Origin of the sequence: Flavobacterium sp., from assembly GCF_036741995.1 — a bacterium.
GTDB lineage: Bacteria > Bacteroidota > Bacteroidia > Flavobacteriales > Flavobacteriaceae > Flavobacterium.
In genome coordinates this window covers 20,291-34,785 of the sequence record NZ_DAINRG010000028.1, presented here as the reverse complement: position 1 = coordinate 34,785, position 14,495 = coordinate 20,291, and the positions used below count along the sequence as shown (strand labels likewise).

General features: G+C 36.6%; 18 protein-coding genes. 11 read left to right on the top strand and 7 right to left on the bottom strand.

Annotated elements, in window-relative coordinates; translation table 11 throughout:
* Positions 1–122: 122 nt before the first annotated feature.
* Together V7D82_RS09360 and V7D82_RS09355 are read right to left on the bottom strand one after the other, a co-directional pair.
* Positions 123–620: a CAP domain-containing protein gene (locus V7D82_RS09360; RefSeq protein WP_333600714.1), complete on the bottom strand. Its 498-nt coding sequence runs from the start codon at positions 618–620 to the stop codon at positions 123–125.
* A gap of 233 nt (positions 621–853) precedes the next feature.
* Positions 854–1,135 (bottom strand): hypothetical protein, encoded by a 282-nt coding sequence (locus tag V7D82_RS09355; RefSeq protein ID WP_333600713.1) that lies wholly within the window; start codon positions 1,133–1,135, stop codon positions 854–856.
* Positions 1,136–1,234: 99 nt separating this feature from the next.
* On the opposite strand from V7D82_RS09355, the gene V7D82_RS09350 reads away from it, so the two are divergent.
* Positions 1,235–2,089: an aldose 1-epimerase family protein gene (locus V7D82_RS09350; RefSeq protein WP_333600712.1), complete on the top strand. Its 855-nt coding sequence runs from the start codon at positions 1,235–1,237 to the stop codon at positions 2,087–2,089.
* 20 nt (positions 2,090–2,109) lie between these two features.
* Positions 2,110–2,670, top strand: a complete 561-nt coding sequence (locus V7D82_RS09345; protein WP_333600711.1) for a GNAT family N-acetyltransferase — start codon at positions 2,110–2,112, stop codon at positions 2,668–2,670.
* On the opposite strand, the gene V7D82_RS09340 is transcribed toward V7D82_RS09345, so the two are convergent.
* The gene (locus tag V7D82_RS09340) at positions 2,671–2,904 is read right to left on the bottom strand and encodes a VF530 family protein (protein WP_333600710.1); all 234 of its coding nucleotides are present in this window, start codon (positions 2,902–2,904) and stop codon (positions 2,671–2,673) included. It abuts the gene before it with no gap.
* Positions 2,905–2,993: 89 nt separating this feature from the next.
* Positions 2,994–3,632: an outer membrane beta-barrel protein gene (locus V7D82_RS09335; RefSeq protein WP_333600709.1), complete on the bottom strand. Its 639-nt coding sequence runs from the start codon at positions 3,630–3,632 to the stop codon at positions 2,994–2,996.
* A gap of 139 nt (positions 3,633–3,771) precedes the next feature.
* Between V7D82_RS09335 and smpB the strand changes: the two genes are divergently transcribed.
* Positions 3,772–4,224 (top strand): SsrA-binding protein SmpB, encoded by a 453-nt coding sequence (smpB, locus tag V7D82_RS09330; protein ID WP_333600708.1) that lies wholly within the window; start codon positions 3,772–3,774, stop codon positions 4,222–4,224.
* On the opposite strand, the gene V7D82_RS09325 is transcribed toward smpB, so the two are convergent.
* Positions 4,221–4,862, bottom strand: a complete 642-nt coding sequence (locus V7D82_RS09325) for a protein-L-isoaspartate(D-aspartate) O-methyltransferase (RefSeq protein ID WP_333600707.1) — start codon at positions 4,860–4,862, stop codon at positions 4,221–4,223. The genes smpB and V7D82_RS09325 overlap by 4 nt on opposite strands.
* Positions 4,863–4,960: 98 nt before the next feature.
* Here V7D82_RS09325 and V7D82_RS09320 point away from each other — a divergent pair, with 98 nt between their 5' ends.
* Genes V7D82_RS09320 through V7D82_RS09285 form a run of 8 tightly spaced genes read left to right on the top strand, consistent with a single transcriptional unit; the run spans position 4,961 to position 12,160 of the window.
* Positions 4,961–5,935, top strand: coding sequence for a Gfo/Idh/MocA family protein (locus tag V7D82_RS09320; RefSeq protein WP_333600706.1), 975 nt, complete (start codon positions 4,961–4,963; stop codon positions 5,933–5,935).
* Positions 5,936–5,967: 32 nt separating this feature from the next.
* The gene (locus V7D82_RS09315; protein WP_333600705.1) at positions 5,968–6,336 is read left to right on the top strand and encodes a hypothetical protein; all 369 of its coding nucleotides are present in this window, start codon (positions 5,968–5,970) and stop codon (positions 6,334–6,336) included.
* Positions 6,336–7,223, top strand: coding sequence for a 3-hydroxyacyl-CoA dehydrogenase family protein (locus tag V7D82_RS09310; RefSeq protein WP_333600704.1), 888 nt, complete (start codon positions 6,336–6,338; stop codon positions 7,221–7,223). Before V7D82_RS09315 ends, V7D82_RS09310 begins: the two co-directional genes overlap by 1 nt.
* Before the next feature lie 6 nt (positions 7,224–7,229).
* Positions 7,230–8,447, top strand: a complete 1,218-nt coding sequence (locus V7D82_RS09305) for a DUF1015 domain-containing protein (protein ID WP_333600703.1) — start codon at positions 7,230–7,232, stop codon at positions 8,445–8,447.
* A gap of 31 nt (positions 8,448–8,478) precedes the next feature.
* Positions 8,479–9,117 (top strand): YggS family pyridoxal phosphate-dependent enzyme, encoded by a 639-nt coding sequence (locus tag V7D82_RS09300; protein ID WP_333600702.1) that lies wholly within the window; start codon positions 8,479–8,481, stop codon positions 9,115–9,117.
* Between the two features lie 20 nt (positions 9,118–9,137).
* A complete protein-coding gene (locus V7D82_RS09295) occupies positions 9,138–10,499 on the top strand; it encodes an exonuclease domain-containing protein (RefSeq protein ID WP_333600715.1) in 1,362 nt (453 codons plus the stop codon).
* Between the two features lie 2 nt (positions 10,500–10,501).
* Positions 10,502–11,422 carry a tRNA (adenosine(37)-N6)-dimethylallyltransferase MiaA gene (miaA, locus tag V7D82_RS09290; protein WP_333600701.1) on the top strand — a complete coding sequence of 307 codons (921 nt, stop codon included), beginning with the start codon at positions 10,502–10,504 and terminating at the stop codon, positions 11,420–11,422.
* Complete coding sequence (locus V7D82_RS09285; RefSeq protein ID WP_333600700.1) at positions 11,423–12,160, top strand: acyl-[acyl-carrier-protein] thioesterase; 738 nt, start codon at positions 11,423–11,425, stop codon at positions 12,158–12,160. It abuts the gene before it with no gap.
* A 31-nt stretch (positions 12,161–12,191) separates the two neighbouring features.
* Here the strand turns inward: V7D82_RS09285 and V7D82_RS09280 are convergent, their stop codons facing one another.
* Both V7D82_RS09280 and V7D82_RS09275 read right to left on the bottom strand, forming a co-directional pair.
* Complete coding sequence (locus V7D82_RS09280; protein ID WP_333600699.1) at positions 12,192–12,893, bottom strand: response regulator transcription factor; 702 nt, start codon at positions 12,891–12,893, stop codon at positions 12,192–12,194.
* A 5-nt stretch (positions 12,894–12,898) separates the two neighbouring features.
* Complete coding sequence (locus V7D82_RS09275) at positions 12,899–14,482, bottom strand: sensor histidine kinase (protein WP_333600698.1); 1,584 nt, start codon at positions 14,480–14,482, stop codon at positions 12,899–12,901.
* Positions 14,483–14,495 lie beyond the last annotated feature (13 nt).

Below are 14,495 nucleotides of genomic sequence, written 5' to 3'. Positions count from 1 at the left end.
GTCGATATTATTTTTCGTTAGTGCCAAAACTAAAAAACCACTCCGTAGAGTGGTTATATTTTTTGCAGGTGTAAATAAAAGAATATTACATTACTCTAATTATTTAGTTGAGAGCAGATTTATTATTTTTTAATAAATATACAGGTGAAATAGTTCTTCCCTGTTTCCGGATCAGGAGTGACCGCTAATCCAAAATTGGTAAAATCACCTTCTATATTTTGTTTGTGAATTGGACTGTTTAACCAAGCATTAAGGACAGCTGCAGCCGAAGAATAATTATAAGCAATGTTTTCAGCCACAGTTTGTGCATTTAAAACCGTGACAAGATTATCAACTCTATCCTGAAAATATTCGTGATTGACAACATTATTAGCAATCATATACTGGTTATGCTCTTCACATTTGTAGGAGATGTGATTGATTACTTCGAGTGAATTCAATCCGATACTTTGACGATAAGTATTGATTATTGCTACTAAATTTAATTCTGTGTCATTGTAATTGTATGTTGTTACCAACGTTTTATTTGTCGAAGTTGTTTCTGAAGCATCAGAGTTACAAGAGACCATAGTAAACACCATTGCCAAAGGCAATAAAATTTTAAACATTTTTAATTTCATAGTAGCATGCTAAATTTTTAATAAAGTAGCTGTGGGGGCAAAAACTTCATTTTGATTAATAGTGACAGTATACATTTTATCTTTTTGACAGATCATACTATAGTTTTTGTCGGCCAAAAACACATAAAATCGATTAAATACAGTTAACGAAACATTTAAGAATACATTTCCCCTACTTCTCAAATAATAAAAATTTGCACATACAAAAAAACCACTCCAAAGAGTGGTTCAAATTAAGCTGATTTGTATATCCTGTTTATGGGAATCGAATGGCCTTGCTTGAGTATAACCCGTTGATCGGTTACAGCCCAAACCGTGGTTTCCACGACTTTTTTAGATTGATTGTCTTCAAAGTAGATTCTGATTTTAGCATGCTCCAGATTTCCTAAAGCCAAAGCTCTGTTCAAATCGGAAAAACGTTGTTGGATTTCTTCTCGGGATTCGAGAACATCTGATTTAGGAAAAGAAAGTTGATGAATTTTTTCCTTTTCGATAGATTCGAAATTTGGTATCATAATAATTAAGATTAAGTTAGTAATAGATTAATGGGCAGAATAAAATTAATAAAATATATTTGTGAACCAAACTTTTTAAATAAAAATCACAATCCAGCATTGATTACAACTATCTCAAATTCAAAGTTATCCGCCAGCATAAATCACAAAGGAGCTGAACTGATATCATTACAGCATATCGACTCTAAAAGAGAATACATTTGGGAAGGGAACCCAAAGCATTGGGGCAAACACTCCCCTGTTTTATTTCCGATTGTAGGTACTTTACAAAATAATTCCTATGCCTACAAAGGCAAAAATTATGAATTAACCCGCCATGGTTTTGCCCGGGATTTAGAATTTATCTTAGTACATAAGAAAAAAAATAAAGTAGTTTTTTCGCTACAAAAAAATAAAACCACAAAGACCATTTACCCGTTTGACTTTGAATTACAAATAACATATTCTTTAAAAAACACCGAATTAAGTATTACTTATACCATCATAAATAACGATACTGAAACGATGCCCTATTCTATTGGTGGACATCCGGCATTTGCTTTAGCAGAAGATTTTGAAACATACAGTTTGCAGTTTGAACCCAACGAAAAACTTATCAGTTACCAATTGGAAAACGATTTGCTTTCGAACAATCAACAAGAAATTAAACTAATTGATAATCAATTACCGCTCACCTATTCGCTTTTTGAAAATGATGCATTAATCTTTAAAGCCTTGCAATCGAAACAAATTCAGATTATCGAAAATAAAGTTCCCTTCCTGAATTTTAAGTTTGCTGATTTTCCCAATTTTGGGATTTGGACCAAAATGAACGCGCCGTTTCTTTGTTTAGAACCTTGGGTTGGGTATTCCGATGTTTTAACTACCAATGGCAACATTATGGAAAAAGAAGGCATTCAGTTATTAGAAAGTAATTCGACCAAAGAATATCATTTTAGCATAGAAATTCTATAATTTTACCAAAAAACAGAAGTATGCTGACCATCAATTTCCATCCTTTTCAGAATATAGAAACCGAACGATTGCTGCTGCGTCGCATTGACGAAAACGATGCTGATGAAGTACTAGCACTACGCGGCAATCCCGAAATTATGAAATACATTCCAAGACCCATAGCCCAAACTAAGGAAGACGCCTTAGAGCATATTGCCATGATTGAAGATAAGATTGTCAACAATATCGGAATCAACTGGGGAATTACCATCAAAGGAAGCAACAAAATCATTGGAATCATTGGGCATTACCGAATTCAACCTGAAAATCATCGGGCTGAAATTGGCTACATGTCGCTACCCGAATTTAATGGAAAAGGGTACATCACGGAAGCGATTAAAGCAGTAGTGGCTTATGGTTTTGAGCAAATGAATCTGCATTCCATAGAAGCCGTCATTGATCCGGAAAACATTGCTTCGGAACGGGTTTTACAAAAAAACGGGTTTGTTAAAGAAGCGCATATTCTTGAAAATGAATTGTGGGAAGGCAAATATTGGGACACCGTAATCTATTCTTTATTGAAAAGAAATTTTAAGAAATAATCACTTTTTCTCCCATTTAGGAAGAGTTCTAACATACAAGTCTTCCACTTTTTTTCGAGCCCAATCGGTTTTTCGCAAGAAAGTTAAACTTGATTTAACCGATGGATTGTCCCGAAAGCATTTTATGTTTATCAATTCACCCAACGTATCAAAACCATAGAAATCAACCAATTGTTCTACAATTTTTTGAAGTGTAATCCCATGAAGCGGATCTTTTGAGGAAGTATTTTGCATGCCGTAAAAGTAACAAAAAACCGTCATTCAATCAAGAATGACGGTCTCTAGAATTCGACAGCGTCGAATACTAATTATTAACTCCTAAATTAAAACACAAATTTAAATCCGAAAGATAACGGTGTAGTCAGGTTAGGCATACTTCCACCCAAAGCATCTATATACACAGGATCAGCTGAAGCAACATGCGCTACTGAAAAATTATTAACGGTTGTTTTATCGCCGCCATCTGGCTTGATAGTGGTTGATGTAAAGTTGGCCAAATCATAAGAGAACTCAACAGAGAAGTGTTTGGTTACAAAGAAATCCATACCTCCTGACATGGCTAAACCGTACTGATTTACTTTTGTATTCGCTTCTTTTTCCTTACCAGAAATGATTGGAGCGGCTAATTGTCCGAAGAAATAGAAATTTCCGGCTACATTCCAGTACTTTCTAATTAAAGGTTCTACCACAATTAAATTGGTGTTGGCAGCTGTACCGGCAGCATTTTCTGATTTTATGTTAATCATCCCTACTCCGGCTCCAACAGTAACTGATGGGGATACAAAATAACCTGCCAATGGCAAAACAGTAAGGTTAGTCCCTTTGTTGTCACCGGTTTTAGTTTGTTGGTAACCAAATTGTGCCGTTGCCCACCATGCTCCTTGTAAGCCTTGACTTTTTTCTTGTGCTTGAGCAGTTAATGATAGTAATACAATCCCTGCTGCTAATAATAATTTTTTCATTTTGAATATTGGTTTAAAATTATACCCCAAAATTATCCTGAAGAATTTGCTAAAAACCTGATATAAATCATAGTTCAAGTGTTTTTTTTATTGATAATTTCATTCCAAATTGCAGCAATAATTTATACATTTGCCATCCATGTTAAAAACCATCAACATACTAAACAAACGAGCCAAGTTCGATTATGAAATAATTGAAACCTACACGGCTGGTATTGTTTTAACCGGAACAGAAATCAAATCCATTCGGTTAGGAAAAGCTAATATTACGGAAGGCTTTTGTGAATTTCACAACAACGAATTATTCGCCATCAATACACAAATTGACGAATATTTATATGGGAATCAGTTCAATCACAAAGCCAAAAGCGAGCGAAAGCTGTTATTGAATAAAAGAGAGTTGAAAAAATTGGAAAGAGCCATGGACACTAAGGGCTTGACCATCATTCCGTTAAAATTGTTTACCAATGAAAAAGGTATCGCCAAACTCGATATCGGACTTTGTCGCGGAAAGAAAACCTATGATAAGCGTGAAAGTCTGAAAGAACAAGACACTAAACGGGATTTGGATCGAATTAAAAAATCCTTCTAATTTTTATCTTCCAACAAAGGAACAAAACGAAAATCACCAAATTCGTGTTTTTCAAATTGAGTCTCATTTTTTCGAATGAACAATGTCATTACTTGAACATCTTCTCCAACGGGAATCACCAGTCTACCTCCTATTTTTAGCTGAGCCATTAAGGCTTTTGGAATAATCGGCGCACCTGCAGTAACAATGATGCTGTCAAACGGTGCAAAATTGGGTAGTCCTTTATAACCGTCGCCAAAAGCCAAATGTTTTGGACGAATGCCCAATTTTGGTAATAAAAGAGAGGTGGCTTTGAACAATTCATTTTGTCTTTCGACTGAGTACACCTTGGCGCCGAGCATGCACAAAACGGCGGTTTGATAACCGCTTCCTGTGCCTATTTCCAAGACTTTGTCTTCTTTTTTTATTTGTAATAATTCCGTTTGAAACGCCACTGTATAAGGCTGTGAAATTGTCTGGTTGGCCACAATAGGAAAGGCCTTATCCTGATAAGCAAAGTCTTCAAAGCTGGAATTCAGAAACAAATGTCTCGGAATTTTGCGAATCGCTTCTAACACATTCTTATCGGTAATTCCTTTTTCTTCCAATTGTTTGGCCAATTGATTTCGAAGTCCTTGATGTTTGCTGGTGTCTTTCAATTTGGGTTGAGATTTATTCGGTAAAAATAGTAAAGAAATCGGCAATTAAAAATTACCAATTATTAATTAATTTCTATTTTTGTTTAAAATACATTTATATGCTTAAAGTTGGCGTTTTAGGTGCCGGTCACCTTGGAAAAATACACTTGCGTTTATTACAACAATCAGAAAAATACGAACTCGTTGGCTTTTATGACGAGAACCACGAAAACGGAGCAAAAATCGAAGCCGAATTTGGATACAAACAATTTGATACTATTGCCAAATTAATCCATGCTGTGGATGTGATTGACATAGTGACTCCTACGCTTTCGCATTATAAATGTGCTAAAGTGGCCATCAAATCCGGGAAACATGTTTTTATCGAAAAACCGATTTCAACCACCGTTGAAGAAGCCGAAGAAATTATTGCTTTAGCCAAAGAATACAACGTCAAAGGACAAGTTGGGCATGTAGAACGTTTCAATCCTGCCTTCACTGCCGTGAAAGATATGATTGACAACCCAATGTTTATCGAAACCCACCGTTTGGCCGAATTCAATCCGCGTGGTACTGATGTTCCTGTGGTATTGGATTTAATGATACACGATATCGATGCGATTTTGAGTGTGGTCAAATCAAAAGTCAAAGCCGTTCACGCCAGCGGTGTTTCGGTGTTGAGCCAATCGCCAGATATTTCCAACGCGCGTATCGAATTTGAAAACGGTTGTGTGGCTAACATTACTTCGAGCCGCATTTCGATGAAAAACATGCGGAAGTCGCGTTTCTTCCAAAAAGACGCTTACATCTCTGTAGATTATTTAGACAAAACCTGTGAAGTGGTCAAAATGAAAGAAGCTCCGGAAGTTCCCGGCGATTTTGATATGATTTTGCAAAATGCAGAAGGCGAAAGAAAACAAATCTATTTTGCCAACCCTGAAGTAAGTCACAACAACGCTATTTTGGACGAATTAGACACTTTTGCCGATGCTATCAATAACAACACCACTCCGATTGTAACCTTAGAAGACGGAACGGAAGCCCTGCGCGTGGCCTACATGATTATTGACAGTATGCAACAGATTTCAAAATAAAAATGAACAGGAAGGAATTCATATATTACCTAATGAATAAGGTTGTTAAACCTATTCTTTATCTAGTATTGCTCATAATTGGACTGTATTTTTTAAAGAATGCGTTTACTGATAAATTAGGAACTGAAAGAACCCTAATTTATGCTGGTTTGGTAATTATTGCAGTCCTTTTTATAATGTCATTGCTATCCCTTCTTTTCGATTCCCTTTGGAAAAAAACTCCAGAGAAAGTCAAAATTTCAGTACGAAAGGCTGATACAATTTTAATATATGCCTTGCTCCCTTTTTTAGCTTATCTTATATACATCAAATGGAACAGCGACAAATGGGGAATTATTGTATTTTTAGCCATATTTCTTATCCAATATTTTAAAAACAAAAAACAAACTAAACCCATATAATGAAAACAATAGCTGTAATAGGCGCAGGTACCATGGGCAATGGCATTGCTCACACTTTTGCCCAAAGCGGTTTTACCGTAAAACTGATTGATGTTTCCGAAAAATCTTTGGAAAAAGGAATAGCCACCATCGCTGCCAACCTTGACAGAATGGTAACCAAAGGCACCATCACCGAAGACGACAAACACAAAACCATAAGCAACATCATCACTTATACCGATATCAAAGACGGTGTGGTAGGAACCGATTTAGTAGTAGAAGCCGCAACTGAAAACGTAACGCTGAAGCTAAACATCTTCAAGCAACTAAGCGATATCTGCGATCACAATGTGATTTTGGCAACCAATACTTCTTCGATTTCAATTACTCAAATCGCAGCACAAGTCGTGCATCCAGAGCGTGTAATCGGAATGCATTTTATGAATCCGGTGCCGATTATGAAATTGGTAGAAATCATTCGCGGCTACAACACTTCGGATGAAGTAACTAAAATCATCATGGATTTATCGATTAAACTTGGAAAAACTCCAACAGAAGTTAATGATTATCCTGGCTTTGTAGCCAATAGAATTCTGATGCCCATGATTAACGAATCCATCGAAACCTTATACAATGGCGTTGCCGGCGTTAGCGAAATTGATACCGTGATGAAACTCGGAATGGCACATCCGATGGGGCCGTTACAACTGGCTGATTTCATTGGATTGGATGTTTGTCTTTCCATCTTAAACGTAATGTACGACGGATTCAAAAACCCGAAATACGCTCCTTGCCCACTTTTAGTCAATATGGTAATGGCCGGAAAACTGGGTGTAAAATCAGGAGAAGGGTTCTATGATTATGCCGAAAGCAAAAAAGCAGAAAAAGTTTCCAAACAATTCGCTTAAAAACATATGAGCAAAATAATTCCTTTCAAAGCGGTTCGTCCAACGCCTGATAAAGTAGCGTTGGTGACTTGCAGAAACTATGATGATTACAGTTCGGCTGAGCTTGCCGCTTGGTTGAGTTTTAATCCGTATTCGTTTTTGCACGTAATCAATCCGGCCTATATGCACTCGCAAAAAATTACTTTGGACAAACGTTTTAAAGGAGTGGCTCACAAATATCAGGATTTTAAAGAAGAAGGCGTTTTCATGGAAGAAGACAAACCCGTTTTCTTTTTATACGAAATTCAAAGCAAAACCCAATCGTTCACCGGAATTGTCGCCGGGACTTCGATTGAAGATTACAAAAACAATATCATCAAAAAACACGAGGATACGTTGCAGTATCGCGTGGAATATTTCAAGGATTATTTGCACCAAACAGGTTTCAACACAGAACCGGTTTTAATCACGTATCCCGATAATTTGGAATTGGATAATTGGATTGTTAAAAAGAAAAAACAGCAACCCATTTACAACTATTCGACCACCAATAAAGAAAAGCACCAGCTTTGGAAAATAGAAACCGAAGAAGAAATTAGTTGGTTGACAAAGCAATTTGAAAACATTCCCGAATTATATATTGCCGATGGCCATCACCGTTCAGCATCCGCGGAATTGTTGTATGATGAAGACAAGCATTTGGGCAATGAAAATCTAAACTATTTCATGAGCTTCCTGATTGCGGAAAGCAATGTCAAAATTTATGAATACAACCGAATCATTCGCGATTTGAATGGTTTTTCCAAAGATGATTTTATCGAAAAACTCTCGGAATATTTCATCATCAAAGACAAAGAACAGGAATTGTGGAAACCGCAAAGTAAGTTTGAATTTGGCATGTACCTCGATGGTAATTTCTATGCCTTGTTTTACAAACAGGAAAACAAACAGCCTTCGATTTTGGAGAATTTGGATGCTCAAATTTTATACGATAAAGTACTGCAGCCTTTACTTGGAATCGAAGATTTGCGTAACGATGAACGCATTGAATACATTCCCGGAAAACAATCCATACTGACGATCAAAGAATTGGTGGATGAAGGCGAATTTGAAGTGGGCTTTATGCTCTACCCTTCGGATATTGCTGAAATCAAAGCTTTGGCCGACAACAACTTGATTATGCCTCCAAAAAGTACGTACATAGAACCAAAGTTCCGAAGCGGCTTGATGGTGTATGAATTGTAATTTGAAAATGTACCAATTTGAAAATTTGAAAATGTCAATACAAGACAATCTCCTCAAAATAAAATCTTCCCTTCCCTCCCATGTCACATTGGTAGCGGTTTCCAAGACCAAACCAGTAGCTGATTTGATGGAAACCTACCATGCCGGTCAGCGCATTTTTGGAGAAAACAAAATCCAGGAAATGACCGAAAAATGGGAAGCCATGCCCAAAGACATTCAGTGGCACATGATTGGCCACGTACAAACCAACAAGGTGAAATACATGGCGGAATACGTGACTTTGATTCATGGTGTGGATAGCTTAAAATTATTGGAAGAAATCAATAAACAAGCCAAGAAACACAACCGAATTATCGATTGTTTGCTTCAAATGTACATAGCGGAAGAAGAAACCAAATTTGGTTTGGATGAAAAAGAATTGGAAGAAATTCTAAATTCAGAAGAATTCAAAAGTTTAAAAAACATTAAAGTCATTGGCCTAATGGGAATGGCTACTTTCACTGATAATCAAGCTCAAATCAAAAAAGAATTTCAAATATTAAAATCGATATTTGATAAGCATCCACAACTGACAACTCTTTCGATGGGCATGAGTGGTGATTACCAATTGGCAATCGAATGTGGCAGCACTATGGTTCGAATTGGAAGTAGTATCTTTGGTGGCAGATAATAACCGTTAAATTAAAACTTATTTACGCAATACTCGACATAGAAACTACCGGTGGTCAATTTAATGAAGAAGGCATTACTGAAATTGCTATCTATAAATTTGACGGCCATGAAATTGTTGACCAGTTCATCAGTTTGGTAAATCCTGAAAAACCAATTCAGCCTTTTGTGGTGAAATTGACGGGAATTAACAATGCCATGTTGCGGTCGGCACCAAAGTTTTATGAAGTCGCCAAGCGTATTATTGAAATTACCGAAGACTGCATAGTCGTGGCACACAACGCTTCTTTTGATTACCGAATCCTGAGAACAGAGTTCAACCGATTGGGCTATGATTACATCAAGCCTACTCTTTGTACCGTTGAATTATCTCAAAAATTAATTCCGGGGCAAGCTTCTTATAGCTTGGGAAAACTGGTTCGTTCGTTAGGAATTCCGGTTACCGACAGGCATCGCGCCAGTGGTGATGCTATGGCTACGGTAAAATTGTTTAAAATGCTTTTGGCCAAAGATGTCGAAAAAGAAATTTTAATTAGTTTAATCAAAGCCGAAATCAAGAAAGGATTATCGCCAAAATTATTGGATATCGTTGAGAGCATGCCAAGCAAAACGGGCATCTACTACATTCACAACGAGAAAGGCGATTTGATTTATATTGGCAAAAGCCGAAACATCAAGAAACGCATCAACCAGCATTTTACGGGAACTTCGGGGAAAAGTAAAAAGATTCAACGCGACGTTTTTGCCGTGACTTATGAAGTTACAGGCAGCGAATTGATTGCCTTACTAAAAGAAAGCGAAGAAATAAAAATCAACAAACCTGTTTATAATACCGCTCAGCGGAAAAGCATTTTTCAATGGGCATTGTACCAAGAGAAAGATGAAAACGGTTATATGACATTGAAAGTGTTGAAAGCCGATGGCCGAAAAAAAGAAATTACTTCGTTCAGCAGCATTCAGGAAGGAAAAAATATGCTTTTCAAAGTGACCTCGGAATATCATTTGTGCCAAAAACTAAATGGTTTATACGAAACCCAAAACGGTTGCTTTCAGCATAAAATAAAGGAATGCAATGGTGCTTGTCTTGGTAAGGAATTGCCGGAAACCTACAACGAGCGTGTTGCCGAATTCATTCAGAACGCCAGTTTTGAAAACAACAACATGGTCATCATTGACCGCGGCAGAAGTGTGGACGAACGCAGCGCAGTATTGATAGAAAACGGAATTTACAAAGGCTATTGTTTCTTTGATTTGAATTATCAGGTGAACAATATTGAAATCCTGAAAAACATCATCATTCCGATGCAGAACAACCGCGATACCAAAACCATTATACAAGGGTATTTGAGAAAAAATAAGGTGATGAAGATTATTACCTTTTAATCATGAACTATTTAATCACCATTATTGGGCCAACTGCTATCGGGAAAACTTCTCTGAGTATTGCTTTGGCACAGCATTTTGGTTGTGCCATTATTTCGTGTGACAGTCGGCAGTTTTTTAAGGAAATGCGTATCGGAACTGCGGTTCCCACTGAGGAAGAATTGGCAGCGGCTCCACATTATTTTATCCAAAACAAATCCATTTTTGAATCGTATACGGTGGGTGATTTTGAGAAAGAAGCTGTTGCCAAATTGGATGAATTATTTTTGAAAAATAACGTTCAAATCATGGTGGGTGGCTCCGGATTATATGTAGATGCTGTGTTGAAAGGGTTTGATGACTTTCCGGACATTGATTCCAAATTCAGAGAAGAAATTTGCGTTCAGTATGAGCAATTGGGTATTGAGTATCTCCAAAATAAGTTGAAAGAGTTGGATGCTGACTATTACAATACCTTGCTTTCCGAAAATCCACAAACCTTGCAAAATCCTCAGCGAATGAAACGCTTTGTAGAAGTTTGCTTAGGTACTGGAAAACCGTATTCAGGTTTTATCGGACAAAAGAAAAACCAGCGCCACTTCACTCCTATTGTCATTGGTTTGGAAGCCGAAAGAGACATCATGTACGCCCGAATCAATCAGCGTGTGGATATTATGATGAGCGAAGGACTTTTGGCGGAAGCTGAAGCATTGTATCCAAACAAAGCATTGAATGCCTTGCAAACCGTTGGTTATAGGGAATTGTTTGATTATTTTGGTGGAAAGATTCCGTTAGATTTTGCTGTTGAAGAAATCAAGAAAAACACACGACGTTTCGCCAAACGCCAATTGACTTGGTTTAAGCGAACTGAAAATGCGGTTTGGTTTGATTATTTAGCCGATAGAAAAGAGATTATAAATTGTATTGAAACAAAAATCAAATAGATGCCAATCGCTCCTAACTTCACTTCCGTTTTACAGCAAGATTGGGAAATCAATTTTCTGCAATGCTATCCGAATGGGTATTTGAAATATACCGATTTGTGTAATATTTTGCAATTGACCGCCGGTTTGCACGCTGAACTTGGCGGCATTAGTTTCAGTGACATGCAAGTGCATCATCAGGCTTGGGTTTTGAGCCGAATGCGGGTAGAAATAAAGCGGTTGCCAAAATGGAAAGAAACCATAACGGTTAAAACCTGGATTAATTCACTGGAGAATTCCCGTTCTATCCGTTGCCTGGAAATCTATTTGGGAGAAGAAAAAATCATCGGTTGTGAAACTTTTTGGGCCGTCTTTAATACCAACACCAGAAGGCCGGAAAATTTGGCTTTGCCACACGAGCATTTTGAAAAATATTCAGACAGGGCAACGGTTCAGGCTTTCAGTAAAATTGATTTTCAACAAGATATGGCGCAGGTTGCCCATCATAAAGTATTGCTTTCTGATTTAGACATTGTTAATCATGCCAATAGCGTCAAATACCTGGAATGGTGCTTAGATGCATTGGATTTGGACATCATTCAGAATCAACAAATTGATAGCTTTGAAATGAACTATCTCAAAGAAGTTTCCTTAAATGACACGGTTGAAATCAAACAACTTGACCTAAGTAATGAAATTATTTTTGCGGTACAGCGGGATACAAAAACCTGTTTTGCGCTTCAATTGCATTTAAAATAAAAAGGGCTCCAATTTCTTGAAGCCACTTTTCTTATTTTTTTACTACCAATCGGAAACCTTCTCCGTGGATGTTCAGGATTTCAACTCCCGGATCTTCTTTTAGGTATTTACGCAACTTGGCAATGTACACATCCATACTTCTTGAAGTGAAGTAGTTGTCTTCTCTCCAAATTTTGGTCAATGCTAATTCTCTCGGCATTAAATCATTTTCATAGATAGCCATCATTTTCAACAAATCAGACTCTTTTGGTGATAATTTAATTGGCTCCTGATTATCAAATTTCAAATAACGTAGCTTAGAATTTAAAAGAAATTTACCAATTTGGAATTCAAATTTGGCTGGTTCATTTTTGTTTTCAGCTGATTTTCTTTGGATGATAGCTTTGATTTTCATCAACAGTACATCTGAATCAAAAGGTTTGTTCAAATAATCATCGGCACCAACTTTGTAGCCTTTCATGACATCTTCTTTCATTGACTTGGCGGTCAGGAAAATCAAAGGCACGTCTTTGTTTTTTTCTCTTATTTCTTTAGCTAAGGTGTAACCGTCTTTGTAGGGCATCATTACATCCAAAATACACAAGTCAAAGTTGTCTTTTTTGAATTTTTCAAAACCTTCCATACCATTCTTGGCGAGGGTTACATCAAAATCATTTAGAGTCAGATACTCTCTCAAAACTATTCCGAAGTTTTGGTCATCTTCGACTAAAAGAATTTTTTTATTTGTTTCCATATATGTTAATTTATGAGTGGGACTTTAATTATAAATGTGCTTCCTTTTCCTTTTTCACTTTCGACAAAAACCTGACTGTTATGATCGTCAACTATTCGTTTTACATAGGCTAACCCTAATCCGTGACCTTTTACATTGTGCAAATCACCGGTGTGTTCCCGATAAAACTTTTCAAATATTCTTTTTTGGGCCGCTTTTGTCATTCCGGCTCCTTGATCTTTTATTTTGATGATAACGAACTCTTTGACATTCTCTGTATAAATATCGATTATCGGTTCTTCCGGAGAATATTTTATAGCGTTATCCAGTATGTTAACCAATACGTTGGTAAAATGAACATCATTCAAAAGTACCGTTGTTCGGGTAGCCTCAAAATGAGTGGTTATTTTTCCGTTTCGGTCATCAATAATCAAATTCACGTGATCAATAGCATCTTCAATGATATCGTGAATGTTATTGGATTCCTTGGTAATTTCTAATTCTTTCTTTTCCAATTTAGAGATACGCAACACATTCTCAACCTGAGCGTGCATTCGCTTATTCTCATCCCGAATCATCTGCAGATAGCGAAACACTTTCTCTTTATCTTCAATGACTTTCGGATTCTTTATGGCATCCAAAGCCAAGTTAATGGTGGCAATTGGTGTTTTGAACTCATGCGTCATGTTGTTAATGAAATCAGTTTTGATTTCAGAAATCTGACGTTGCTTGATCAATTGGCTCAAAGCACTTGAATAGGCAATGATGATAATCAGCGTAAAAATGATTGACAAGATGCAGATGCCTACTAATTCCGAAAACAAAAACTTCTTTTTTTGCGGGAACGTCAGCAACAACTGGTATTTGTTATTCCCATCGTTATCAATAAAAATTGGGATAGAATACGTGGCTGTCTTGTCGTATCTGAACTTCTCCGATTTGATTTTAGTAGCCAAACCATTACTGTAGACATTATACTCGAATGGTGTTTTTATACCGTATTCATTGAGTTCTTCAGATAATAGTTTCAATAACATTTCATTGGAAACCCTCTCCTGAATAGGCTTAACGGCAGCAATATCTTTGAAGAACATTTCAAACTGTGCATTGTCTAATAAATCCGAACGTCCTGCTTTTTCGATTTTTACATCGGGAGAAACGTTGTTTTTGATGGACGGATTGTCAATGCCTTCATTGTAAATCTCTGTTTTTCTTTTGGCAGAAAAATTTTTGAATTGTTTAATACTGTCAAATTTTTTATCAAAGAACGATGACGATATGCCATAATCCTCGGAAATGATGCTGTTGGAATAAATGATAGTTTCGTTGGTTCTTGAATCTCTTTGATAGTAACCAAACTCTAAAAAATCACTTTTATCAGGATTTTTTCCTATACTGTCTTTTACATGATTGTATTTTTCATAGAAAGTATAGGCTTCATATTTTTCCAATTTATCCGCAACATTGCCCAGAACTTGCTTAACGTGATACTTAAATTGTTCATCATTATTCTCAAATGATTTATCAAACCAATACACTTGAACAAGTATTATGCCAATTAGGGATAAGCTCATTAAAATGATTAGTAAACGGAAAAACAATTTATTCATTAAACAAATTTAG

Coding starts and splice junctions, on each gene's coding strand:
- smpB (WP_333600708.1), top strand. CDS start 3,772: ATGTTAAAAACCATCAACATACTAAACAAACGAGCCAAGTTCGATTAT.
- V7D82_RS09345 (WP_333600711.1), top strand. CDS start 2,110: ATGCTGACCATCAATTTCCATCCTTTTCAGAATATAGAAACCGAACGA.
- V7D82_RS09355 (WP_333600713.1), bottom strand. CDS start 1,135: ATGATACCAAATTTCGAATCTATCGAAAAGGAAAAAATTCATCAACTT.
- V7D82_RS09275 (WP_333600698.1), bottom strand. CDS start 14,482: ATGAATAAATTGTTTTTCCGTTTACTAATCATTTTAATGAGCTTATCC.
- V7D82_RS09305 (WP_333600703.1), top strand. CDS start 7,230: ATGAGCAAAATAATTCCTTTCAAAGCGGTTCGTCCAACGCCTGATAAA.
- V7D82_RS09310 (WP_333600704.1), top strand. CDS start 6,336: ATGAAAACAATAGCTGTAATAGGCGCAGGTACCATGGGCAATGGCATT.
- V7D82_RS09280 (WP_333600699.1), bottom strand. CDS start 12,893: ATGGAAACAAATAAAAAAATTCTTTTAGTCGAAGATGACCAAAACTTC.
- V7D82_RS09315 (WP_333600705.1), top strand. CDS start 5,968: ATGAATAAGGTTGTTAAACCTATTCTTTATCTAGTATTGCTCATAATT.
- V7D82_RS09300 (WP_333600702.1), top strand. CDS start 8,479: ATGTCAATACAAGACAATCTCCTCAAAATAAAATCTTCCCTTCCCTCC.
- V7D82_RS09360 (WP_333600714.1), bottom strand. CDS start 620: ATGAAATTAAAAATGTTTAAAATTTTATTGCCTTTGGCAATGGTGTTT.
- V7D82_RS09335 (WP_333600709.1), bottom strand. CDS start 3,632: ATGAAAAAATTATTATTAGCAGCAGGGATTGTATTACTATCATTAACT.
- V7D82_RS09320 (WP_333600706.1), top strand. CDS start 4,961: ATGCTTAAAGTTGGCGTTTTAGGTGCCGGTCACCTTGGAAAAATACAC.
- V7D82_RS09285 (WP_333600700.1), top strand. CDS start 11,423: ATGCCAATCGCTCCTAACTTCACTTCCGTTTTACAGCAAGATTGGGAA.
- miaA (WP_333600701.1), top strand. CDS start 10,502: ATGAACTATTTAATCACCATTATTGGGCCAACTGCTATCGGGAAAACT.
- V7D82_RS09340 (WP_333600710.1), bottom strand. CDS start 2,904: ATGCAAAATACTTCCTCAAAAGATCCGCTTCATGGGATTACACTTCAA.